Origin of the sequence: Ramlibacter albus (genome assembly GCF_014297445.1) — a bacterium.
GTDB classification, from domain to species: domain Bacteria; phylum Pseudomonadota; class Gammaproteobacteria; order Burkholderiales; family Burkholderiaceae_C; genus Ramlibacter; species Ramlibacter albus.
This window is the reverse complement of the sequence record NZ_JACORU010000016.1, coordinates 64,315-86,000: the sequence shown is the minus strand read 5'-3', so window position 1 is coordinate 86,000 and position 21,686 is coordinate 64,315. Positions and strand designations below refer to the sequence as shown.

General features: G+C 67.3%; 17 protein-coding genes and 3 tRNA genes. 8 read left to right on the top strand and 12 right to left on the bottom strand.

Going from position 1 to position 21,686, the window contains the following annotated elements; all coding sequences use genetic code 11:
* The first annotated feature begins 1 nt into the window (after nucleotide 1).
* Entirely contained in the window at nucleotides 2-1,996 is a 1,995-nt protein-coding gene (locus H8R02_RS27870; protein WP_187084933.1) for a hypothetical protein, read from the top strand.
* A gap of 64 nt (nucleotides 1,997-2,060) precedes the next feature.
* Complete coding sequence (locus H8R02_RS27865; protein WP_187084931.1) at nucleotides 2,061-2,507, top strand: hypothetical protein; 447 nt, start codon at nucleotides 2,061-2,063, stop codon at nucleotides 2,505-2,507.
* Here the strand turns inward: H8R02_RS27865 and fumC are convergent.
* The gene (fumC, locus tag H8R02_RS27860) at nucleotides 2,504-3,883 is read right to left on the bottom strand and encodes a class II fumarate hydratase (protein WP_187084929.1); all 1,380 of its coding nucleotides are present in this window, start codon (nucleotides 3,881-3,883) and stop codon (nucleotides 2,504-2,506) included. The two genes, H8R02_RS27865 and fumC, sit on opposite strands and share 4 nt — an antisense overlap.
* Before the next feature lie 106 nt (nucleotides 3,884-3,989).
* Between fumC and H8R02_RS27855 the strand changes: the two genes are divergently transcribed.
* From H8R02_RS27855 to murI, 5 genes are all read left to right on the top strand, one after another.
* Nucleotides 3,990-5,648 carry a hypothetical protein gene (locus H8R02_RS27855; RefSeq protein WP_187084927.1) on the top strand — a complete coding sequence of 553 codons (1,659 nt, stop codon included), beginning with the start codon at nucleotides 3,990-3,992 and terminating at the stop codon, nucleotides 5,646-5,648.
* 37 nt (nucleotides 5,649-5,685) lie between these two features.
* Nucleotides 5,686-6,816 (top strand): low temperature requirement protein A, encoded by a 1,131-nt coding sequence (locus H8R02_RS27850; protein ID WP_187084925.1) that lies wholly within the window; start codon nucleotides 5,686-5,688, stop codon nucleotides 6,814-6,816.
* Nucleotides 6,817-6,886: 70 nt separating this feature from the next.
* On the top strand, nucleotides 6,887-8,440 hold the full coding sequence (locus H8R02_RS27845) for a fumarate hydratase (protein ID WP_187084923.1): 1,554 nt from the start codon (nucleotides 6,887-6,889) through the stop codon (nucleotides 8,438-8,440).
* A 57-nt stretch (nucleotides 8,441-8,497) separates the two neighbouring features.
* Complete coding sequence (locus tag H8R02_RS27840) at nucleotides 8,498-9,301, top strand: class I SAM-dependent methyltransferase (RefSeq protein ID WP_187084922.1); 804 nt, start codon at nucleotides 8,498-8,500, stop codon at nucleotides 9,299-9,301.
* A 7-nt stretch (nucleotides 9,302-9,308) separates the two neighbouring features.
* Nucleotides 9,309-10,088, top strand: a complete 780-nt coding sequence (gene murI / locus H8R02_RS27835) for a glutamate racemase (protein WP_187084920.1) — start codon at nucleotides 9,309-9,311, stop codon at nucleotides 10,086-10,088.
* A 6-nt stretch (nucleotides 10,089-10,094) separates the two neighbouring features.
* On the opposite strand, the gene H8R02_RS27830 is transcribed toward murI, so the two are convergent.
* On the bottom strand, nucleotides 10,095-10,577 hold the full coding sequence (locus H8R02_RS27830) for a hypothetical protein (protein WP_187084918.1): 483 nt from the start codon (nucleotides 10,575-10,577) through the stop codon (nucleotides 10,095-10,097).
* Nucleotides 10,561-11,364: a DUF6502 family protein gene (locus H8R02_RS27825; protein WP_187084916.1), complete on the bottom strand. Its 804-nt coding sequence runs from the start codon at nucleotides 11,362-11,364 to the stop codon at nucleotides 10,561-10,563. Before H8R02_RS27825 ends, H8R02_RS27830 begins: the two co-directional genes overlap by 17 nt.
* 48 nt (nucleotides 11,365-11,412) lie before the next feature.
* On the opposite strand from H8R02_RS27825, the gene H8R02_RS27820 reads away from it, so the two are divergent.
* The gene (locus H8R02_RS27820; protein WP_187084914.1) at nucleotides 11,413-13,440 is read left to right on the top strand and encodes a beta-propeller domain-containing protein; all 2,028 of its coding nucleotides are present in this window, start codon (nucleotides 11,413-11,415) and stop codon (nucleotides 13,438-13,440) included.
* Nucleotide 13,441: 1 nt separating this feature from the next.
* Here H8R02_RS27820 and H8R02_RS27815 read toward each other — a convergent pair whose 3' ends face one another.
* The 9 genes from H8R02_RS27815 to tig all read right to left on the bottom strand — a co-directional run bounded on the left by H8R02_RS27815 (nucleotide 13,442) and on the right by tig (nucleotide 21,672).
* On the bottom strand, nucleotides 13,442-14,737 hold the full coding sequence (locus H8R02_RS27815) for an MFS transporter (RefSeq protein ID WP_187084912.1): 1,296 nt from the start codon (nucleotides 14,735-14,737) through the stop codon (nucleotides 13,442-13,444).
* 55 nt (nucleotides 14,738-14,792) lie between these two features.
* Nucleotides 14,793-15,419 (bottom strand): DUF6806 family protein, encoded by a 627-nt coding sequence (locus H8R02_RS27810; RefSeq protein ID WP_187084910.1) that lies wholly within the window; start codon nucleotides 15,417-15,419, stop codon nucleotides 14,793-14,795.
* Between the two features lie 15 nt (nucleotides 15,420-15,434).
* A tRNA-Leu gene (locus tag H8R02_RS27805) sits at nucleotides 15,435-15,527 on the bottom strand.
* A 59-nt stretch (nucleotides 15,528-15,586) separates the two neighbouring features.
* Nucleotides 15,587-15,660 (bottom strand) — tRNA-Cys (locus H8R02_RS27800).
* A gap of 45 nt (nucleotides 15,661-15,705) precedes the next feature.
* Nucleotides 15,706-15,781, bottom strand: a tRNA-Gly gene (locus H8R02_RS27795).
* 54 nt (nucleotides 15,782-15,835) lie between these two features.
* The gene (lon, locus tag H8R02_RS27790) at nucleotides 15,836-18,265 is read right to left on the bottom strand and encodes an endopeptidase La (RefSeq protein WP_187084908.1); all 2,430 of its coding nucleotides are present in this window, start codon (nucleotides 18,263-18,265) and stop codon (nucleotides 15,836-15,838) included.
* An 85-nt stretch (nucleotides 18,266-18,350) separates the two neighbouring features.
* On the bottom strand, nucleotides 18,351-19,616 hold the full coding sequence (gene clpX / locus H8R02_RS27785) for an ATP-dependent Clp protease ATP-binding subunit ClpX (RefSeq protein ID WP_187084906.1): 1,266 nt from the start codon (nucleotides 19,614-19,616) through the stop codon (nucleotides 18,351-18,353).
* Between the two features lie 55 nt (nucleotides 19,617-19,671).
* Nucleotides 19,672-20,280: an ATP-dependent Clp endopeptidase proteolytic subunit ClpP gene (gene clpP, locus H8R02_RS27780; protein ID WP_187084904.1), complete on the bottom strand. Its 609-nt coding sequence runs from the start codon at nucleotides 20,278-20,280 to the stop codon at nucleotides 19,672-19,674.
* A 78-nt stretch (nucleotides 20,281-20,358) separates the two neighbouring features.
* Complete coding sequence (tig, locus tag H8R02_RS27775; RefSeq protein ID WP_187084902.1) at nucleotides 20,359-21,672, bottom strand: trigger factor; 1,314 nt, start codon at nucleotides 21,670-21,672, stop codon at nucleotides 20,359-20,361.
* Nucleotides 21,673-21,686 lie beyond the last annotated feature (14 nt).

Below are 21,686 nucleotides of genomic sequence, written 5' to 3'. Positions count from 1 at the left end.
TTTGTCTCCTGCGATCTGGAAGCGCCGTCTCGGCGGACGGCTGCGGACCATTATTCGGGGGTCTCGGAGGGTGTCAACGGGGGCATTCCGCCGTAGACGAAAGCGTCACATCGGGGTGGTGGGTGAACTGGCACAAGCCGCCCGCGACGAAGTGGCATCCGACCAAGCCCGATCCATGAAGCCACAACCCGCCGCCGTCGCCACGCCCCTGTACGCCCCGAAGAAGCCTGAAGCGCAAGCCGCAGCGCCGGGCGGGCGGCCGCCGGCACTGCAAGGCGCAAGATGCGACGCGCCCGGGGAGCGGCGCTCGTCCATGGACGAGTTCATGCGCTGCGAAGACACCGCCTCGAGTTTCGCGGAGCGTGTCGCACGCAGGATCGAAACCGCGGACAAGGCGGAGCTTGGGCGGCTGCAAGGCGACCTGCAGCGGTGGGCGTCCGACGCGGCGCTCTCGCTGTCCAACGGCGCAACGCAGGCCGACGACGCTGCCTTCCTGCGCTGGTCGAAGCTCGATCACGAGCTGTCGAACGCGATCAACGCTCCTTCCAGCGGGGTCGACGCCGGGCTCGACTTCGCGAGGATCGCGACGGGCCATGCCCATGCGGCAACGGTGGAAGCGGCCGTCGCAGGGCTGCCGAAGGCAGAGGCAGACAACATCCGCGCTCGTGCGGCGGAGGCGCGCAAGCAAGCTCTCGTGCAGCAGCGTGCGGCAAAGGACAACGCCGTGATCGTGCCGCTGCTGGAGCGGGCCGCGGTGACGCGCGTGGCCAAGCCGCCCGACGGCAATTGCCTGTACCACTCCTTTCTTCACGGCTTGCCTGCGACCCCCGCGCGCACACCCGCCGCCCTCCGCCGAGAGCTGCGCGACAAGCTCGGGAGCTTGCCCGCCGATGTCGGTGAGCGCATCTTCGGCAGTGACAAGGCGCAAGCGGAGGCCGACCGCACCCGCGTGTACGCACGCGTCGTGTCCGGGTTGGCAGCCGGGCCCGTACCCTCTTACGCCTGGGGAGAGGACCAGGAGATCGCCTTGCTGGCCTTCGTGCACCAGAAGGACGTGGTCTGCTTTTCGGCGCAGGGTGCGACCGTCTTCAAAGCGGACGGTACCCGTTGCCAGTACGCGCCAGCGGATGTTCCGCCCGGTATCGTCGATGGATGCATCGCGATCGTGCACCAAGGCAGTCACTTCGACGCAGTCGACACGACGGGACTGCGCCTGCGCAAGCTGGCATCGTCGATGCCGGTCGTGCCGTTCGCCCTGGCCGTCAATGCAGCCGACCCGGAGGACTTCGACGCCCGGGCACTGAAGCTGCCCGAGTCGCTGCGCGTCCTGGCCGGCAGCCTCAACTACCTGCAGCGCAACGCCGAACGCTTCGGCCCTCTGTCGGAGCACCGCCTCGTGGCCGGCAGCCCGACCGCGCTGCGGCAGAACGAGCGTTGGCAGGCCGAACTGCTCGCGCGGCTCGAACGCGAACCCGACCCCGCAGCCCGCGCCGGAATCTCGCAGGAAATCGAAGAGCTGCATGCCCGTCACGATGGGCTCCTCGTCGACAAGCAGATGATGCTGGCCGCCGTCGCGTTGCCGGCACAGTTCGTGGCCCGCTTCAAGGAGGTTTTCGCCGCGTTGGAAAAGGCCTCGAGCTTGCCACCGGGTCCCAGGCGCGACTTGCAGATCAAGCGCGTCCTCGACGAGATGCGAGCGGAAATCGACAGCACGGAGAAGCGCCTCACGAAGGCGGTTGCGGAGCTGGACAGGATCATCGGGAGCGACGTCCACAGCCGCAAACAGCTCAAGCAGGACAAGAAGGAAGACAACTCCATTCATGACCCGCAGATGCACCGCCTCGCGCAGGGCCTGCGCACGCACTTGCGCAGCGTGCAAGGGAGCTTGCCTGCGGTGTGGAAGCCGCTGAACGAGTTCCTCGACGGTGCCTCCGCGGACCTCCCCGCAGCCGCGCTCGCCATGGCAAAACACCCCGGCGCCGAGACGACCGTCTAGTACAACTCACGAAAGGGGAGGAGAAGAATCCATCGCACCCGTTGTCCGTTGTCAGGAGCCCGCGATGTCTTCTCACTTGCTCCCCGCCCTTCTCGAGGCCCACGGCGCCCAGGTCGCCGATGAAGCGTGGCCCGCCTTCCATGCCTACTTCCATGCCCGCCTGCGCCTGCGCGAGAACCCCGAGCAGGCGGTGCGCGCGCAGATGGCAATCTATGGCGAGGCCTGCCGCGACGCCGACCGCGCCCTGCGGATCGCTCGCCGCACCCGCGGCGATGCAGCCGCGGCGGCAGCCGCGCGAGCGGCAGCCGAAGAGGCCTGCGCCGCGCGCGATGCGCAGAAGGCCATGCTCGTCGCGGCGATGCACGAAGCGCACCCTGCCGCCCGGCTGAAACTCATGGACCACGTGAAGGCTGCCTTCACGCTGCTGCCGCTGCAGACGCGCGAGTCGCTCGTGCGCCTGGCCGAGCTGCTGCTGGAGCGTTACGAGGCCGAGGCGGCCATCGCGGCCTAGACCATCCGGTCCGCCCGCACCCACTCGTCGAACTGCTCCCCGGTCACGTACCCCAGCGCGAGCGCCGCCTCGCGCAGGCTCGTGCCCTCCTTGTGCGCCTTCTTGGCGATCTGCGCGGCCTTGTCGTAGCCGATGTGCGGGTTCAGCGCGGTCACCAGCATCAGCGAGCGCTGCACCAGCTCCGCGATGCGCTCGCGATTGGGCTCGATGCCCACCACGCAGTGGTCGTTGAAGCTGCGCATGCCGTCGGCCAGCAGGCGCACGCTCTGCATGAAGTTGTGCGCGATCATCGGGCGGAACACGTTCAGCTCGAAGTTGCCCGACGCACCGCCGAAGTTGATGGCGACGTCGTTGCCGAACACCTGGCAGCACAGCATCGTCACCGCCTCGCTCTGGGTCGGGTTCACCTTGCCCGGCATGATCGATGAGCCCGGCTCGTTCTCCGGGATGCTGATCTCGCCGAGCCCGCTGCGTGGCCCGCTCGCGAGCCACCGGATGTCGTTGGCGATCTTCATCAGGCTGGCCGCCAGCGTCTTGAGCGTGCCGTGCGCATGCACGAGCGCATCGGCGGCCGCCATCACCTCGAACTTGTTCGCGGCGGTCACGAACGGCAGGCCGGTCAGGCGCGCCAGTTCCGCGGCTACCTGCTCGGCGAAGCCCTTGGGCGCGTTCAGGCCCGTACCCACGGCCGTGCCGCCCAGAGCCAGCTCGCACAGGTGCGGCAGGGTGCCGTGCAGGTGGCGGTCCGCCTGCTCCAGCTGCGCCACGTAGCCGGAGAACTCCTGCCCCAGCGTGAGCGGCGTCGCGTCCTGCAGGTGCGTGCGGCCGATCTTCACGATGTCCTTGAAGGCGTCGGACTTCGCGGCCAGCGTCTCGCGCAGGCGTGCGAGCGAAGGCATCAGCCGGTTGCGGATGCCCTCCACGGCGGCGATGTGCATCGCGGCGGGGAAGACGTCGTTGGACGACTGGCTCTTGTTCACGTCGTCGTTGGGGTGCACCAGCCGGCCCTCGCCGCGCCGGCCACCGAGCAGCTCGCTGGCGCGGTTGGCCAGCACCTCGTTGACGTTCATGTTGGTCTGCGTGCCGCTGCCGGTCTGCCAGACCACGAGCGGGAATTCGTCGTCGTGCTTGCCATCGAGCACCTCGTCGGCCGCGGCGATGATGGCGGCCGCCTTTTTCTGGTCCAGCAGCCCGAGCAGGTGGTTGACCACGGCGCAGGCGCGCTTGACCTGCACGAGGGCGCGAACGATTTCACGGGGCTGTCGCTCGCCCGAGATGTTGAAGTTGATTAATGACCGCTGCGTCTGCGCGCCCCACAGGCGGCCGGCCGGCACCTCGATGGGGCCGAAAGTGTCGTGTTCGATGCGGGTGTCCATGGCCCACCCTATCAGTTTTACGGAGGCGGTGGGCCAACCCCACTTCCCAACCGCGCGGAATTCGCGGATAGTGGGCCGCGCAGGAGTACCCCGGAGGAGCTTCCAGATGTTCGACCAGAATACCCGCGCGGAGCCGAAGCACCGCTACCAGGCCAGCTGGATGACGGAGCCGGCGGCGCAGTTCGAGCCGCTCGTCACGCGCTGGCTGCACGACCTGGACCGCTCCCAGATCATGGGCGGCCCCACCACGTCGACGCGCAAGGCGCTGACGCAGGAGTTCCTCGCGGGGATGTACGTCTACGACCTCATCCTCAAGCAGTACCGCACCGAGCTGCGCGAGCTCGGCATCGGCGGCGGCAACCTCTCGATGATGGAGCTGAACTTCGCCATCGCCGAGATCGACGCGCGCATCAACAAGTACCAGCAGCTGTACCGGGCCAAGTGGAACAAGGCCTGCGAGCTGGGCACGGAGTACGCCAACCTGCAGAACTTCACGCAGGAGGTGATGCGGGCGCTCAAGCCCGCGGCCCTCAAGCGCGCCCTCATCCGCCGCAAGCGCCGCCTCGTCGAGTACTGGATCCACGGGGCCTACAACTTCGACCAGGAGATCAACCCCAACATCGACCTGCAGCTGCAGTTCCTCGCGAACTCCATCCCCGAGCAGGTGCAGCTCATCCTGGAGGTGATGACCAAGGATGCGGCCAAGCTGATGAACCTGCCGGATCCGACGAAGAAGTTCAACGTCGAGACCGGTTCGGGCTTCGAGACTTCGTCGAGCGTCGAGTGGACCAACGAGGATTTCCAGAGGACCGTCAAGTGCGAAGCCAGCGCGAGCTACGGCGTGCGCGCCTCGGCCAAGGGCGAATGGGAGTTCACCGGGCTGAAGGCGCAGCTGGAGGCGTCGGCCTTCGCCGGCGCCAATGTCGAGGCGGAGCTCGAGGCAAGCATCGGCCGCGAAGGCGTTTCCGTGCAGGCCAAGGTGCTGGCGGAAATCGGCGTCAAGCTGAAGTTCGACGCCTCGATGGAAGTGCTGGGCGTGTTCACCGCCTCGCTGGGCGGCGAGGCGTTCGCCGGCGCGATGGCGCAGGCCGAGATCGAGATCACCGCCACGCGCACCGACGGCCTGAAGGTCAAGCTGGAGGCCGAGGCGTTCGCGGGCATCAAGTGCGAGGGCACGGCCAGCTTCGAGTTCAAGTTCCAGGGCCTGTCGATCCTCAAGGGCAGCGCCACCGGCAAGCTGGCGCTCGGCGCCGGCATCGCCGGCAAGCTGGAATTCGAATGCTCGCCGATGGGCGCCACCTCGTTCTCCATCGGCGGCGACGTCACGCTGGGCATCGGCGGCGGCTTCGAGCTGGAGTTCGAATACAACTCCGACAACTTCCGCATCGCCGCGGGCATCGCGTTCTACAAGGCCTACCTGTACCTGCTGAAGGACGAGCTGGAGAGCTACGCGTACAGCGAGTACTTCCAGGGTATGGAAGTCAACGTCGAGCGGCTGAAGAAGGCGCTGGAATACCTCAAGAAGTGCGAGTTGATCGCCGAAGAGGAATACAACGCCGCGGCCAACGCCAACGTGCGACTGATGGTCTTCAAGAACCTGGCCGACAGCCGCTGGCGCCGGCGCGACCTGCCGATGATCCGGCCGAAGGCGCTGAGCACGGAAACGGTGCAGACCGGCCTGTCGACGCCGACGCGCCGCCGCAGCAACGCCGTCACGTCGCGGCCGCCGTCGCTCACCCGCCAGACAGGCACGCGCGCGCTGTAAGCGCGCATGGCCGGGCTCGAGGGCCTACCATGGGCCCGTGAAGGATCTGAGATATTTCGATCCGAACCGCCGCGCGACCTGGCTGGAGCTTTTCTTCGACCTGATCTTCGTCGTCGCCCTGGGCGACGCCGGTGAGCTTCTGAGCGAAGCGCACGACGGCCACATCCCGCCGCAGCAGATCGTGGGTTTCGTGCTGGTGTTCCTGCCCCTGTGGTGGATCTGGGCGGGCCACACCATCTACGCCAATCGCTTCGACACGGACAGCCGCCAGCACCGCCTGTCGACGCTGGTGATCATGTTCCTGCTGATCGTGATCTCCGCGCAGGCCGCGTCCGGTGCGCAGGACCGTTACGCGCTGGCCGTGGCCTGCTACTGCGCGGCGCGGCTGATCATCGCCGGGATGTACTTCGTCTCGAAACGCAAGCACCACGACCGCGGCGGCCTGGCGACGACGGTGGGCACCGTGTTCACCGTCGGCGCCGCGATCAGCCTGTCGTCGGTGCTGCTGCCGCCGCCATGGAGCTACCTGGTCTTCTATGCCGGCATCCTGTTCGACATGGTTGCGCTCGTGCTGCTGAACCCGCGCCTGCATGTGGTGCCCGCGCACACGCCGCACCTGATCGAGCGCGTCGGCCTGCTGACGATCATCATGCTCGGCGAGTCCGTGATCAGCATCTCGGCGGCACTGGCGCACATCGCCTGGACCCCCGCCAAGATCGTTGCCGCCGTCAGCGGTTTCGTGCTGGTGTCGGCGATCTGGTGGATCTACTACGACAGCTTCCACCTGCTGGAGCGCCGCAAGCTGACGACCGGGCATTCGATCCTCTACTCGCACTTCTTCCTGTTCGTCGGGCTGGCGATCCTGGCGTCGCTGATCCGGCATGCGATCCTGGGCACCCTCGACCCGGGCGACTTCCGCCGGCTCGCCGCCGTCGGCACGGTGCTGTTTTTCCTGGGCAAGCAGTACGGCTATTACAGGGAGGTGCCGCAGCTGCGGCCTTACCTGCTGACCAACACCACGGCGGTGTTCCTCCTGACGGCACTCGTCCTGGCGTTGCCGCTCGGGCTCGAGGCCATGCTGGTGGGCCTCACGGCGACGATGATCTGCTATGTGCTGCTCAACCTGCGCTACCGTCACCTGGTGAGCCCCGCGCACGCGCCCGCCTGAGCCGCGTGCAAGAAGCTGCTCAGCAGCGTCTGGGATAATCCGCCAAAGCCCTCCTTAGCGTCCCACGCCCATGCCGACCTCGATCAAGTACGACGACCTCGTCGAATCCGTCGCTGCCGCGCTGCAGTACATCAGCTACTACCACACGCCCGACTTCATCGCGCACATGGCCAAGGCCTACGAGCGCGAGCAGAGCCCCGCGGCCAGGGACGCCATCGCGCAGATCCTCACCAACAGCAAGATGAGCGCGACGGGCCACCGCCCGCTTTGCCAGGACACCGGCATCGTCAACGTCTTTGCCAAGGTGGGCATGGACGTGCGCTTCGAAGGTTTCCCGGCCGGCTTCGAGGACGCCATCAACGACGGCGTGCGCCGCGGCTACAACCACCCGGACAACGTGCTGCGCGCGTCGATCGTCGCGGACCCGGAGTTCCAGCGCAAGAACACGCAGGACAACACGCCCGCCGTCATCCACACGCAGATCGTGCCGGGCAACACGCTGGACATCACCGTCGCGGCCAAGGGCGGCGGCAGCGAGAACAAGAGCAAGATGGTCATGCTCAACCCGAGCGACTCGGTGGTCGACTGGGTCTTGAAGACCGTGCCCACGATGGGCGCCGGCTGGTGCCCGCCCGGCATGCTGGGCATCGGCATCGGCGGCACGGCGGAGAAGGCCGTGCTGCTGGCGAAGGAGTCGCTGATGGGCGACCTCGACATGCACGAACTGCAGGCCAAGGCCGCGCGGGGCGAGAAGCTTTCCAAGGTCGAGGAGATGCGCCTGGAGATCTTCGAGAAGGTCAACGCGCTGGGTATCGGCGCGCAGGGGCTGGGCGGCCTGACGACCGTGCTGGACGTGAAGATCGCGCTGTACCCCACGCATGCGGCCGGCAAGCCGGTGGCGATGATCCCGAACTGCGCCGCCACGCGCCACGCGCACTTCACCATGACCGGCGAAGGCCCGGTCTACCTCGACCCGCCGAACCCCGACCTCTGGCCCAAGCTGGATTGGATGCCCGACGCGCAGAAGAGCCGCCGCGTCAACCTGGACACGCTGACCAAGGAAGAGATCGCCACGTGGAAGTCCGGCGAGACGCTGCTGCTGAACGGCAAGATGCTCACCGGCCGCGACGCCGCGCACAAGCGCATCCAGGACATGCTGGCCAAGGGCGAGAAGCTGCCGGTGGACTTCACCAACCGCGTCATCTACTACGTGGGCCCGGTCGACCCGGTGGGTGACGAGGTGGTCGGCCCCGCCGGCCCGACGACGTCCACCCGCATGGACAAGTTCACCGACATGATGCTCGCGCAGACCGGCCTGATCGGCATGATCGGCAAGAGCGAGCGCGGCCCGGAGGCAATCGAGGCGATCCGCAAGCACAAGGCGGTTTACCTGATGGCCGTGGGCGGCGCGGCGTACCTCGTGTCGAAGGCGATCAAGAAGTCGAAAGTGCTCGGTTTTGCGGACCTGGGCATGGAAGCCATCTACGAATTCGACGTGGTCGACATGCCTGTGACCGTGGCGGTGGACGCCACCGGCACCAGCGTGCACACCACTGGCCCCGCCGAGTGGGGCAAGCGCATCGCGTCGGGCGAGTTCAAGAAGATCCCTGTCGCCGTGGCGTAACGACAGCGGCCGGGTTCCCGCCTACACTGCAGGAAGCAGTTGTAGTGAGGTACCTGGATGTCGCTGTTGATGAACGCGCTGCGCTCCGTCGCCCGGCCCCGGCGTGACGAAGCGCCGCCGGTCCCCGCACCGGCGAGCGCCGAGGCGCCCGCGTGGCACACGCTCGGCACGCAGACGGGCATGCAGCACCAGCACTACGGGGACATCGAGCGCCCCTTCGTCGAGCAGATGTTCGACCACGTGCCCCGCCGCCTGCTGGACATCGGCTGCTCCAGCGGCGCAGTCGGCTCCGGCCTGAAGGGGTCCATCCCGGGCCTGTGGGTGTGGGGCTGCGAGATCAACCCCGACTCGGCACGCATGGCCGCTACGCGGCTGGACCACGTCACCGCGGCCCCGCGCGACCAGTGGGGCGAAGCCGACCTCGCGCTCGTGCGCACCGTGGACACGGTGCTGATGCTGGACGTGCTGGAGCACATGTACAACCCCTGGGCCGAGCTGCAGTTCCTCGCGGCCAACCTGCCCGACGATGCGCAGGTGATCGTCAGCATGCCCAACATCGGCCACTACTCGGTGCTGCAGGGGCTGGCCGAAGGCGCGTTCCCGTACGGGCCGATCGGCATCCTCGACGTGACGCACGTGCGCTTCTTCACCTTCACCGGCATGGTGGCGATGTTCGAGGAGACGGGCTTCGACGTCGACGAGAACTGGGTGACCAGCTACACCCGCAACATCGAGCTCACCAGCTTCCCGACGCCTGTGGCCATGGGCAAGCTGGTCTTCAACGTCGCCAGCGCCGAAGAGTGGGCGCGGCTCAACGCCATCCAGTACGGCTTCCGCCTGAGCTTGAAGCCACGGCGATAATCGTGCGATGGAGCGGCGCAAGCCCATCGGTGTGTTCGACAGCGGCGTCGGCGGCCTGAGCATCCTCAGGGCGCTGCGCGCCGAGCTGCCGCAGGAAGACTTCGTCTATTTCTCGGACGCGGCGCATGCGCCGTACGGCGAGCGGGGCGACGAGTACGTGGCCGAGCGCTCGCGCGCGATCGCGAAATTGCTGCTCGACGAGCACCGCATCAAGGCACTCGTGGTGGCGTGCAACACCGCCACCGCAGCGGCAGTCCACCTCATCCGTGCCGAGCACGACCGCATCCCCACCGTCGGCGTGGAGCCGGCTCTCAAGCCGGCTGCCGCCCTCACCCGCACCGGCCGCGTCGCCGTGTTCGCCACGCGCGGCACGCTCGCCAGCGCCAAGTTCCATGCGCTGCACGACTCGCTGCGTGGGCAGGCCGACTTCGTGCTCGTGCCATGCGACGGGCTCGCGCTGGCCATCGAAAGCTTCAACGAAGACGAGGTCGCCAACCTGTGCCGGCTGTACGTCGAAGGGGCCGGCGAATTCGGCCATCTGCCGGGGCAGATCGACACGCTGGTGCTCGGCTGCACGCACTACCCGTTTGCCGCGTCGCACTTCGAGGGCCTGCTCGGGCCGCACGTGCGGCTGGTGGAGACGGGCGAGCCCGTGGCGCGGCAGGCGCGCCACGTGCTGGAAGCGAAGTCGCTGCTCAACGAGCGCGGCAGCGCGCGCGTAGCGCTGTGCACGAGCGGGCCCATGGAGCCGCTGCGCGAAGCGGCGGCGCGCTGGCTGGGGATTTGACGCGCGCTAATTGCAGCCCGTCGCCGGCCGCGGCGCCAGCGTATCCGCGCGGTTCAGCGTCACCGGCCCGAGCAGCACGTTCCCCGACGCGTCGAGCAGCGTCACCGTCACCGCACGGCTGTCCGACAGCCCGTCGCTGAACTGCAGCCGCAGGCTCGCCACAGTGCTGCTGTTCGTGCGCTCGAAGCGGCCGGGCAGGACCACGGTGGAACCTGCATTGGCGGACCACTCACCGGTGAACACGAAGCGGCCGCAATCGGTCGTCAGCTCCACCGACGTGTTCTGCAACTGCAGGTCGACGCGCGCACTGGCGCCGACGGCCCCGCCCACGATGCCGCCCGCCGGGCCGGTGACCGTGGATGTGGCGCTGAAGAACTGCGTCGCGATCGGCCCGGTGCCGGTGCCGCCGCTGCCCGGCCCGCAGGCGGCCAGCACGAGGGACACGGCCAGCAGGCCGGCCCGGAGGAATCGCTCAAGAAGGTCGTTCATGGTCGTCGCAAGCGTAGAAGTACGCGCCGAAGCGCGCGCGGTGGATGCGTTCGGCAGGGCTCGCATTCTGCCGGTCGTGGTCGAACCGTGCCTGCGCCTCGCGCATCACGGTCTTGAAGGCCTGCCGCCACGCCTTGGCGGAGACGGTGTGGAGCTGCTTCACCGAGTCGGCACTGAGCTCGCCCGCGAAGATCGCCTGCTCGAGGTAATTGCCCTCGCCCTCGATGTTGGCCCCGGCCGCCGCGGCGTGGTCGTGGATGTTGTCGCCCAGCAGCGCGGCCATCTCCGGGAAGCCCTGGCGTGGCACGAAGCCGGGGGCGAGCAGCCGCACGCCGTCATCGCCCTCTTCCGCCATGGCCAGCCGCGTGAGTTCGTCGAGCACGGCTCGCGGACGCACGTCGCTGCTGATGGCGGTGACGAGCGCGTCGAAGCCCGCGCGGTCCAGCGCCAGCGGCTGGCCGTCGTCATCGAGGTACGTGGGGTCGGTGAGCCAGCGGCTCATGACCTGGCTGGCCATGTTCATCGGGGCTTCGACCGCGATGCGTTCGCTGTCGAGGCGGCCGAGGTTGCGCACGTCACGCCGGTGCACGCCGGACAGCAGGCTGATCGCGCTGTCGGTCTGCTTCTTGCCGGCGCGCTGCAGCTCCTCCACCGCCGCCTCGAGAAAGACCTGCTTCAGCGCGGCCGCGAACGCCGGGTACGCCACGCCATGGCGCAGCAGCAGCCGCGCGAGCGGCTTGAAAGCGCGCAGCACGGCGGCCAGGACGATCGCGGGGCGGGAGGGCATTTTGTGGGATTGTTGCACACTTCCTTTTTGTGGAATATTATCCCACGCATGAACACCACCTTACCCCGACTTCGCAGCCACATCGCCTCCCTGTCCTTCGCGGCTTTCCTCGCTTCGTGTGGCGGGGGCGGCGGCGGCACCGCCGTCGTCGACGCGCCGGCGGCACCCGGCAACCCGCAGACGCCCCAGACGCCGCTCGCGCAGGCGGCGCTGCAGACGGCGCAGGCCGGGGACCTGGTGACGTACTTCAGGAACCGGATCGCGCAGCGCGCCGCGCAGGGGCTTGCGGGTGTCGACGGACGCGACGCCGTCGCCGGCGGTATCGCGACCATCAGCGTGCCGACCACCGTACTCGCGACCACGGCAGGCTCGGTCATCGCGAACACCACCTTGCAGGAGCCGGGCGTCGATGAAGACGACCTGGTCAAGACCGACGGCAGCTACGTCTACGCCGTGCACGCGTCGTACCCCACCGGCACCACGACGACTTCGCCCGCCCGCTTCGCGGCATCGCGCATCCTGGCCGACGGCACGCTCGGCGACGCCCGCGCCGTGACATTGAGCCCGGCGTTCAACCCCACCGGCCTCTACCACTCGGCCGCGGCGAACCGCGTGACCGTAATCAGCCAGCGCGCCGGCTACGGCGACATCCAGCCGGCGACCGCCACGTCCCTGATCGCATTGCCGACGCAGGAGATCGCGCTCGACGTCTTCGACGTGGCGAGCGGCACGCCGCAGCAGCAGCACCGTGTCTCGATCGACGGCCGGCTCGTGGCCACGCGCATGATCGGCAACGTGCTGTACGTCGCCAGCACGTGGCGGCCGGACCTCTCGCGCTACGACATCCCGCCGGGCACGCCGGTGATCCAGGTGGAGAGCCGGTTGTCCACGCTCACGGCGTCGCAGCTTCTGCCGAACATCCGCGTCGATGGCGCGGTCGCGCAGCCGCTGGTCACCGAAGGCGACTGCCTGCTGCAGGCCGGCAATGCATCCCTCGGCTTGCAGCTGACCACGATCACCGCCATCGACCTGTCCACCGGGAACCTCGAGCGCCGCAGCCGCTGCTACGTGGGCGATGCGGCGGGCCTCTACATGTCGCCCAACGCCGTCTACGTGCCCAGCTCGCGGCAGGTGTGGATCGCGACGCTCACCACGGCGGCAATCCTGCCGCAGCAGGTGACGACCGACATCCACAAGTTCTCGCTGAGTGGCCTCTCGATCGACTACCGCGGCACCGGCGAGGTGGCAGGCACGCCCGGCTGGGACCCGGAGAAGATCGCCTACCGCATGAGCGAACACAACGGCGACTTGCGTGTGCTGACGTTCACCGGCCAGTCGCGCACGTCGTCGCCGGCCACGCTGACGGTTCTGCGCGAGGACAGCGCGCAGCGCAAGCTCAACGTCGTGGGCACGCTGCCCAGCGCCGCGCGCCCTGCCCCCATCGGCCGCGCGGGCGAGCAGGTGTATGGCGTGCAGTTCGCGGGGGACCGCGCGTACGTCGTCACGTTCCGCGTCGTCGACCCGCTCTACGTGCTGGACCTCTCCAATCCCGCGGACCCGAAGCCGCTGGGCGAGCTCACCGTGCCCGGCTACACCGACTACCTGTTCCCGCTTGCGAACGGCAAGCTGCTGGGCGTGGGCAAGGACGCGACCGATGCGGGCCTGGTGCAAGGCGTGAAGGTCGCGCTGTTCGATGTCGCCAACCCCGCGTCTCCGCGCATGCTGGCCAGCCGCTCGCTCGGCGGCCGTGGCAGCGCAAGCGCGCTGGACTTCTCGCGGCACGGGATCAACCTGCTCACGCAGGGTTCGACGGTCCGCGTCGCGCTGCCGGTGCGCGTGGGGACGTCGACCGGGACCGTGCCGCGTGCAACGTACGACCAGGGCCTCGCGCGGTTCGTCGTCGATACGAATGCGGGCACGTTGACCGACCGCACGATGGTGCCCGCGATGACGTTCGACAACAGCAACTGGACGCTCTTCGCGCAGTACGACCTGGCGCGAGATCGCGCGGTGCAGACGTCGAACGCGACGTACTACTTGACCGGTGGGCGCGTCATCGCGACCCGCGAGCAGTGAGTCATGCGAGCGCGGCTTCGCGGCCGCGCTCCACATCCACCTTCCCCAGCACGACAAGCCCCACGGCAAACAGCCCCGCCGTCGACATGATCGCCAGCCGCTGGTTGCCGCCCGTGGCCCACGTGATCGCACCGTAGGTCAGCGGCCCGATGATCGCCGCGAGCCGCGTCGCGAACGACCACAAGCCATAGAACTCCGCCAGCTGCTTCGGCGGCGCGAACACACCCGCGAGTGCGCGGCCAGCAGACTGCGACGAGCCCATGCAAAGCCCCGCGATCGTCGCGGCCACCCAGAACTGCCCCTTCGTCTGCGACATCGCCGCGATGACGCACGTGACGATCCACCCCACGAGCGTGACGCCCAGCGCCAGCTTGTGCCCGACGCGGTCCTGCACGTAGCCCCACGCGAACGCACCGCCCGCCGCCGCGAGGTTCAGCACGAAGATCAGCACCATGGTTTCCTGCGGCTTGAAGCCGATCACCGTCTCCGCGTAGATCGCCGCGAGCGTGATCGCCACCGCGATGCCGCCCTGGTAGAACACCGCGCTCGCCATCAGCCACATGAAATCCTTGTAGCGCCGCGCCTGCTGGAACGTGCCGTGCAACTGCTGCAGCGACGCCTTCAGGCCGCTTTCGCGCAAGGCATCCGGGTTGGGCTGCGCGCGCTCGCCCATCAGCGTGAAGGTGGCGATGGAACACAGCCCGTAGAGGACGGCCGTGATCAGCATCGTGACCGGCACGAAGTCGTGCGCGGGGATCTTCTGGCCCTGCGCCCAGATCACGTAGCCGAGGCACAGGCCGAGCGCCAGCATGCCGCCGAAATAACCGAAGCTCCAGCCCCAGCCGCTCACCTTGCCCAGCGCCTCCGTGCGCGCGAGCTCCGGCAGGAAGGCCGCGGTGAGCGACTCGCCGTACGAATAGAAGGTGTTGGACACGACGATCAGCAGCATCGCAAACGCCACGCTGCCCGGCCCCGCCAGGGCGAGCGCCGCCGTGGAGATCACGCAACCGATGGTGAACACGAGCAGCAGCCGCTTCTTGGCCGCCCGCAGGTCCGCGTAGGCGCCGATGCTGGGCATCGTGAACATCACGATCGCGTAGGAGATCGACAGCGCGACGGTCCACGCGAACGTTGCCCAGTCCGCCTTCTGGGCGATACCGCTCACGAAGTACGCCGCGAAGACGGCCGTGATGACGACGGTGGTGTAGCCGGAGTTGGCGAAGTCGTACATCGCCCAGCCGAACACCTCGCGCTTGCGCACGCCGGGGTTGAGCGCGTCCTGGGAAAAGAGAGCCATGGGGGCGTATTGCACGCGACCATGGATTGCGGGTCAAGCCCGCAATGACAGCGCGCTAGTGGAGGTGGCGAGGCCGGCGGCCGCCGTGCCCGCCACCGGACCCGCCGCTGCCGCGCGGCGGCCTGCCGATCTCCAGCGAGCTCACGAGCGCGTCGAAGCGCTGCGAAAACAGCTTGTCGATCTCGCCCACCACGCCCGAGAGCTCGGACGCATCGAAGTGCCGCTCCATCATGTGGATCACGTCCTCCACCAGCAGGTCACGCTGCACCTGCATGATGGCCGCGGGCGTGGGACCCACGAAGAGCATCACGAAGTCGTCGCGCGATTCTTCCTCGGGCGGCGCTTCCTCCTCGTCGAAATCGGCGTCGTAGAACGTGACCTCGATGGCCGCGCCCTGCTCCGCGAGCTCGTTGAGGCTCATGCACATCTCGTCGAGCGACTGGCGAAAGTCCATGTCGCCACCGACCGTCCAGCACATCTGGAGCATGTGCTCGTGCGCGTCGAACTTGATGCCGGGTTCTTCTTCGTACGCGCTCTCGGCGCCGTCGGCCAGCGACTTCGCGCCCGCGTATTTCCACAGGGGCTTGAGCGCCTCCTGCAGTTGCTCGTAGGTGACGTCGGCGCGCAGCGGCACGTCGCCGTGCACGTGGATCTCGAAAGGAGCGTTGTCGTAATTCGCCATGGCTTTCCCCGCCTCTGGTGCCTCGGCCCGGAATCGAACCGGGACGCCGCCTTTCAGCTGAGCGGCGGATTTTAAGTCCGCTGTGTCTACCGATTTCACCACCGAGGCCCAAGCCCCAATGTAAGGCATAAAAAACAAACAGCCCCACCGAGGGGGCTGCTGCGTTGTGGAGGCGCGTACCGGAGTCGAACCGATCTAAACGGATTTGCAATCCGCTGCATAACCGCTTTGCTAACGCGCCACGTTCCTAGCAAAAAGGGAAGCCGGAGCTTCCCTTTTGAGAATTTGGAGCGGGAGACGAGTCTCGAACTCGCGACCTCAACCTTGGCAAGGTTGCGCTCTACCAACTGAGCTACTCCCGCGTCGAAGCCGAAATTATAGCAAGAAAAAATCGACCTCTTCCGCACGCAGCGAATTTAGTGCGTCACTCCCGTTTGCGGCGGTTGCGCGGGTGCGGCGGCCGCTGCGGCGGCAGCCGCGGCGACCTCCTCGTCGGTCAGTGCAACGGGCTGGCGCTCGAGCGCGATTTCGAGGACCTTGTCGATCCACTTCACCGGCACGATCTCGAGGTTGCTCTTCACGTTGTCCGGGATCTCCTGCAGGTCCTTGGTGTTCTCCTCGGGGATCAGCACCGTCTTGATGCCGCCGCGCAAGGCAGCGAGCAGCTTTTCCTTCAGGCCGCCGATCGCGGTGACTTCACCACGCAGCGTGATCTCGCCGGTCATCGCGACGTCCGCACGCACCGGGATGCCCGTGAGCGCCGACACGAGGGCGGTGGTCATCGCGATGCCCGCGCTCGGGCCGTCCTTCGGCGTGGCGCCATCGGGCACGTGGATGTGCACGTCCTTCTTCTCGAAGGCGTCGTCCCGGATGCCCAGGCGCCGCGAGCGGCTGCGCACCACGGTGCGCGCGGCTTCCACCGACTCCTTCATGACGTCGCCGAGCGAGCCCGTGCGCATCACGTTGCCCTTGCCGGGCATCAGCGCCGCTTCGATCGTCAGCAGGTCGCCGCCGACTTCGGTCCACGCGAGGCCCACCACCTGGCCCACCTGGTTCTGCTGCTCCGCGCGGCCATAGGTGAACTTGCGCACGCCGAGGAAGTCGTTGAGGTTCTCCGGCGTGACGACGACCTGGGGCGTCATCTTCTTCAGCTGCAGGCCCTTGACGGTCTTGCGGCAGATCTTGCCCAGCTCGCGCTCGAGCGAACGCACGCCCGCTTCGCGCGTGTAGTAACGCACGATGTCGCGCACGGCCGGCTCGGTGACGTCGAGCTCGGACTCCTTCACGCCGTTGTTCTTCATCTGCTTGGGCAGCAGGTAGCGCATGGCGATGGCGGTCTTCTCGTCCTCGGTGTAGCCCGAGAGGCGGATGACCTCCATGCGATCCAGCAGCGCCGGCGGGATGTTCATCGAGTTGGACGTCGCCACGAACATCACGTCGCTCAGGTCGAAGTCGACCTCGACGTAGTGGTCGCTGAAGGTGTGGTTCTGCTCCGGGTCCAGCACCTCGAGGAGCGCCGACGCGGGGTCGCCGCGGAAGTCCTGCCCCAGCTTGTCGATCTCGTCCAGCAGGAACAGCGGGTTGCGCGTGCCGACCTTCGACAGCGACTGCAGCACCTTGCCCGGCAGCGCGCCGATGTAGGTGCGGCGGTGGCCGCGGATCTCCGCCTCGTCGCGCATGCCGCCCAGCGCCATGCGCACGTACTTGCGGCCCGTCGCGCGGGCAACGGACTGGCCGAGCGACGTCTTGCCGACGCCCGGGGGGCCGACGAGGCACAGGATGGGCGCCTTCACCTTGTCGACGCGCTGCTGCACCGCGAGGTATTCGAGGATCCGGTCCTTGACCTTCTCCAGGCCCCAGTGGTCCTCGTTGAGCACGTCCTCGGCGAACGCGAGGTCGTGCTTCACCTTGGTCTTCTTGCTCCACGGCAGGCCGGTGAGCACGTCGATGTAGTTGCGCACCACCGTCGCCTCGGCCGACATGGGCGACATCAGCTTGAGCTTCTTGAGCTCGTTGTCCGCCTTCTTCTTGGCCTCCTTGGGCATCTTGGCGGCCTTGATCTTCTTCTCGATCTCCTCGATGTCGGCGCCTTCCTCGCCTTCGCCGAGTTCCTTCTGGATCGCCTTGACCTGCTCGTTGAGGTAGAAGTCGCGCTGGTTCTTCTCCATCTGCCGCTTCACGCGGCCGCGGATGCGCTTGTCGACGTTGAGGATCTCCACCTCGCGCTCGATCTGCTCGAACAGGTTGTCCAGCCGCTCCTTGATGTCGGCGAGGTCGAGGACGACCTGCTTGTTATCGAGCTTGAGCGGCAGGTGCGCGGCGATGGTGTCGGCCAGGCGGCCCGGGTCGTCGATGCTCGCGATGGAGGTGAGGATCTCCGGCGGGATCTTCTTGTTCAGTTTGACGTACTGGTCGAACTGCTGCAGCACCGCGCGGCGCAGCGCCTCGATCTCGGCGGCCTTGCCTTCGGTGTCGCCCGCTTCGATGGGCACCACCGTGGCGACGAAATGGCCGCTCGGGCTGTCCGTGATGCGATTGACCTTGGCGCGCTGCTGGCCTTCGACCAGCACCTTCACCGTGCCATCGGGCAGCTTGAGCATCTGCAGGATGGTGGAGACGCAGCCGACCTCGAACATGTCGGTGACGGCGGGCTCGTCCTTCGCGGCGGCCTTCTGGGCCACGAGCATGATGCGCCGCTCGGCCTCCATCGCCGCCTCCAGCGCCTTGATGCTCTTGGGCCGGCCGACGAACAGCGGGATGACCATGTGCGGGAACACGACGACGTCGCGCAGCGGCAGCAGGGGCAGTTCCAGCGGGTCGGGAGGCAGGGGGGTGTGTCCAGACATGCGAGTCCTTCTTATGGGTTACCTGCCGAATATGGCAGGTGATGAAGCATTTTCAACCCGGCAGCCGCCCGCGTGGGGCGCTGCATCAGGCTTTTTTGGCGGCTTCGCGGTAGACAAGCAGCGGCGGCTTGTTCTCTTCGATCGTGGACTCGTCCACGACGACCCTCTCGACGTTGTTGATGTTCGGCAATTCGAACATCGTGTCGATGAGGCTCTGCTCCAGGATGGAGCGCAGGCCGCGCGCGCCCGTCTTGCGCGCGAGGGCCTTCTTGGCGATGGCCTTCAGCGCGCTGGGGCGCACTTCGAGGTCCACGCCTTCCATCGACAGCAGCTTGCCGTACTGCTTGACCAGCGCGTTCTTGGGCTCGGTGAGGATCTGCACCAGCGCGTCCTCCGTGAGCTCGGCGAGCGTCGCGACCACGGGCAGGCGGCCCACCAGCTCGGGGATGAGGCCGAACTTGATGAGGTCCTCGGGCTCGACCTCGCGGAACATGTCCGTGAGGCTGCGCTCCTTCTTGCTCTTGACCGTGGCGCCGAAGCCGATGCCCGACGCCTCGGTGCGCTGCTCGATGACCTTCTCCAGGCCCGCGAACGCGCCGCCGCAGATGAACAGGATGTTGGTCGTGTCGATCTGCAGGAAGTCCTGGTTCGGGTGCTTGCGCCCGCCCTGCGGCGGCACGCTGGCCATGGTGCCCTCGACGAGCTTGAGCAGCGCCTGCTGCACGCCCTCGCCCGACACGTCGCGCGTGATGCTGGGGTTGTCGCTCTTGCGCGAGATCTTGTCGATCTCGTCGATGTACACGATGCCGCGCTGCGCCCGCTCCACTTCGTAGTTGCAGTTCTGCAGCAGCTTCTGGATGATGTTCTCGACGTCCTCGCCGACATAGCCGGCTTCGGTGAGCGTCGTCGCATCGGCCATCACGAAAGGCACATCGAGCATGCGCGCCAGCGTCTGGGCCAGCAGCGTCTTGCCGCTGCCGGTGGGGCCGATCAGCAGGATGTTCGTCTTCGTGAGCTCGATCTCGTCCTTCTTGGCCTTTTCCTTGTGCCGCAACCGCTTGTAGTGGTTGTACACGGCCACCGACAGGGCGCGCTTGGCGGCCTCCTGCCCGATGACGTAGTTGTCGAGGTTGGCCTTGATCTCGCTGGGCGTGGGCAGGTCGCCGCGCGCCTCGCGCTGCTCGTCACCCTGCGGCAGCTCGTCGCGGATGATTTCGTTGCACAGGTCGATGCACTCGTCGCAGATGAAGACCGAGGGCCCCGCGATGAGCTTCTTCACTTCGTGCTGGCTCTTGCCGCAGAAGGAGCAGTACAGCGTTTTCTCGCTGGAGGAGCCTTTACGTTCGGCCATGGAAGAGATGATACGGCAAAGGGGGGGCCGTCCTGTAGGCCCCCACCGGGCGTGCTTACCCGCGTTTCGCGATGACCTGGTCGACCAGGCCGTAGTCCTTGGCCTCACCGGCGGTGAGGAAATAGTCGCGGTCGGTGTCGCGCTGGATCTTCTCCAGCGGCTGGCCGGTGCGCTCGGCGAGGATCTGGTTCAGAACTTCCTTCGTACGCAGGATGTCGCGGGCGTGGATCTCGATGTCCGTCGCCTGGCCCTGCATGCCGCCCAGCGGCTGGTGGATCATCACCTTGGAATTGGGCAGCGCGAAGCGCTTGCCCTTCTCGCCGGCCGCCAGCAGGAAGGCGCCCATGCTGGCCGCCATGCCGGTCACCATCGTGGACACGGCCGGCTTGATGAAGTTCATCGTGTCGTAGATCGCCATGCCCGCGGACACGCTGCCGCCGGGCGAGTTGATGTACAGGAACACGTCCTTGTCCGGGTTCTCGCTTTCCAGGAACAGCAGTTGCGCGACCACCACGTTCGCGGTCTGGTCGTTCACCGGGCCCACCAGGAAGACGATGCGCTCGCGCAGCAGGCGCGAGTAAATGTCGTACGACCGCTCGCCGCGGCCGGACTGCTCGATGACCATCGGGATCAGGCCGAGGGCCTGGGTGTCGAGTGCGCTCATGGGGGGAATTCTCTCGGGTTGCAGGGCTGACTGTAGCCCCAAAACAAAGATGGGGCGCCAGGCCCCATCTGCAAGTCCTTACCCTTGCGGGCCCATCAACTCGTCGAAGGACACGCTCTTCTCGTTGACCTTGGCCTTCGAGAGCACGTAGTCGGTGACGTTGTTCTCGATGACGATGGCCTCCACCTCGGCCAGGCGCCGGTTGTCGCCGTAATACCAGCGCACCACCTCGGCGGGGCGCTCGTAGCTGGCGGCCAGCTCCTCGATGTGGGCCTTGATCTGCTCGGGCTTGGCGCCCAGGTCGTTGGCGCGCACCAGCTCGGCCACCACCAGGCCCAGGCGCACGCGGCGCTCGGCCTGCGGGCGGAAGGTTTCCTCGGGGATGGGCAGCTTGTCCACGTCCTTCAGGCCGCGCTGCTTGAGGTCGGCGCGGGCGCCCTCGACCATGCGGTCGATCTCGCTTTGCACGATGGACTTGGGCAGGTCGAGCTCGGCCTTGGCCACGAGCGCGTCCATGGCGGCCTGCTTGTTGCGCGACAGCAGGCGGAACTTCACTTCGCGCTCGAGGTTCTTGCGGATGTCGGCGCGCAGGCCCTCGACGGTCGCGTCGGCGATGCCCAGCGACTTGGCGAACGCCTCGTTCACTTCGGGCAGGTGGGCGGCTTCGATCTTCTTGACGGTGACCATGAAGTCGGCCGTCTTGCCCGCCACGTCCTTGCCGTGGTAGTCCTCGGGGAAGGCCAGCGGGAAGGTCTTGCTCTCGCCGACCTTCATGCCGCGCACGGCGTCCTCGAACTCCTTGAGCATCTGGCCTTCGCCGATGGAGAACTGGAAGTCGTCGGCCTTGCCGCCGGAGAACGGCTCGCCGTCGATCTTGCCTTCGAAGTCCACGGTGACACGGTCGCCTTCCTGCGCGGCCTCGGCCTGCGGGCGCAGCTGGTAGGTGCGGCGCTGCTTGCGCAGGATGTCCAGCGTCTTGTCGATGGCCTCGTCGGTCACTTCGGCGGAGAGCTTCTCCACCTCGGCGCCCGTCAGGTCGGCGATCTTCACTTCGGGGTACACCTCGAACACCGCGTCGAAGGCGATCTGGCCCTCGGGCGCGCCTTCCTTCTCGGTGATCTTGGGCTGGCCGGCGACCTTGAGGTTGGCCTCGTTGGCGGCCGTGGCGAACGCCTGGCCGACCTTGTCGTTGACCACCTCGTACTGGACGGAATAGCCGTAGCGCTGGGCCACGACCGACAGCGGCACCTTGCCGGGGCGGAAGCCGTCCATCTTGACGGTGCGGGCAAGGCGCTTGAGGCGCGAATCGACTTCGGACTGGATTTCGCCGACGGGCAGCGTCAGCGTGATCTTGCGTTCCAGTTTATCGAGGGTCTCGACGTTGACAGCCATGGTCTCTCTCACTT

Bases quoted from the DNA above. Each gene is read 5' to 3' on its own strand.
- H8R02_RS27830 (WP_187084918.1), bottom strand. From the start codon at position 10,577: ATGAACGACCTTCTTGAGCGATTCCTCCGGGCCGGCCTGCTGGCCGTG.
- clpP (WP_187084904.1), bottom strand. From the start codon at position 20,280: ATGAGCGCACTCGACACCCAGGCCCTCGGCCTGATCCCGATGGTCATC.
- H8R02_RS27845 (WP_187084923.1), top strand. From the start codon at position 6,887: ATGCCGACCTCGATCAAGTACGACGACCTCGTCGAATCCGTCGCTGCC.
- H8R02_RS27865 (WP_187084931.1), top strand. From the start codon at position 2,061: ATGTCTTCTCACTTGCTCCCCGCCCTTCTCGAGGCCCACGGCGCCCAG.
- tig (WP_187084902.1), bottom strand. From the start codon at position 21,672: ATGGCTGTCAACGTCGAGACCCTCGATAAACTGGAACGCAAGATCACG.
- H8R02_RS27840 (WP_187084922.1), top strand. From the start codon at position 8,498: ATGTCGCTGTTGATGAACGCGCTGCGCTCCGTCGCCCGGCCCCGGCGT.
- H8R02_RS27855 (WP_187084927.1), top strand. From the start codon at position 3,990: ATGTTCGACCAGAATACCCGCGCGGAGCCGAAGCACCGCTACCAGGCC.
- H8R02_RS27820 (WP_187084914.1), top strand. From the start codon at position 11,413: ATGAACACCACCTTACCCCGACTTCGCAGCCACATCGCCTCCCTGTCC.
- H8R02_RS27825 (WP_187084916.1), bottom strand. From the start codon at position 11,364: ATGCCCTCCCGCCCCGCGATCGTCCTGGCCGCCGTGCTGCGCGCTTTC.
- clpX (WP_187084906.1), bottom strand. From the start codon at position 19,616: ATGGCCGAACGTAAAGGCTCCTCCAGCGAGAAAACGCTGTACTGCTCC.
- fumC (WP_187084929.1), bottom strand. From the start codon at position 3,883: ATGGACACCCGCATCGAACACGACACTTTCGGCCCCATCGAGGTGCCG.
- H8R02_RS27810 (WP_187084910.1), bottom strand. From the start codon at position 15,419: ATGGCGAATTACGACAACGCTCCTTTCGAGATCCACGTGCACGGCGAC.
- lon (WP_187084908.1), bottom strand. From the start codon at position 18,265: ATGTCTGGACACACCCCCCTGCCTCCCGACCCGCTGGAACTGCCCCTG.
- murI (WP_187084920.1), top strand. From the start codon at position 9,309: ATGGAGCGGCGCAAGCCCATCGGTGTGTTCGACAGCGGCGTCGGCGGC.
- H8R02_RS27815 (WP_187084912.1), bottom strand. From the start codon at position 14,737: ATGGCTCTCTTTTCCCAGGACGCGCTCAACCCCGGCGTGCGCAAGCGC.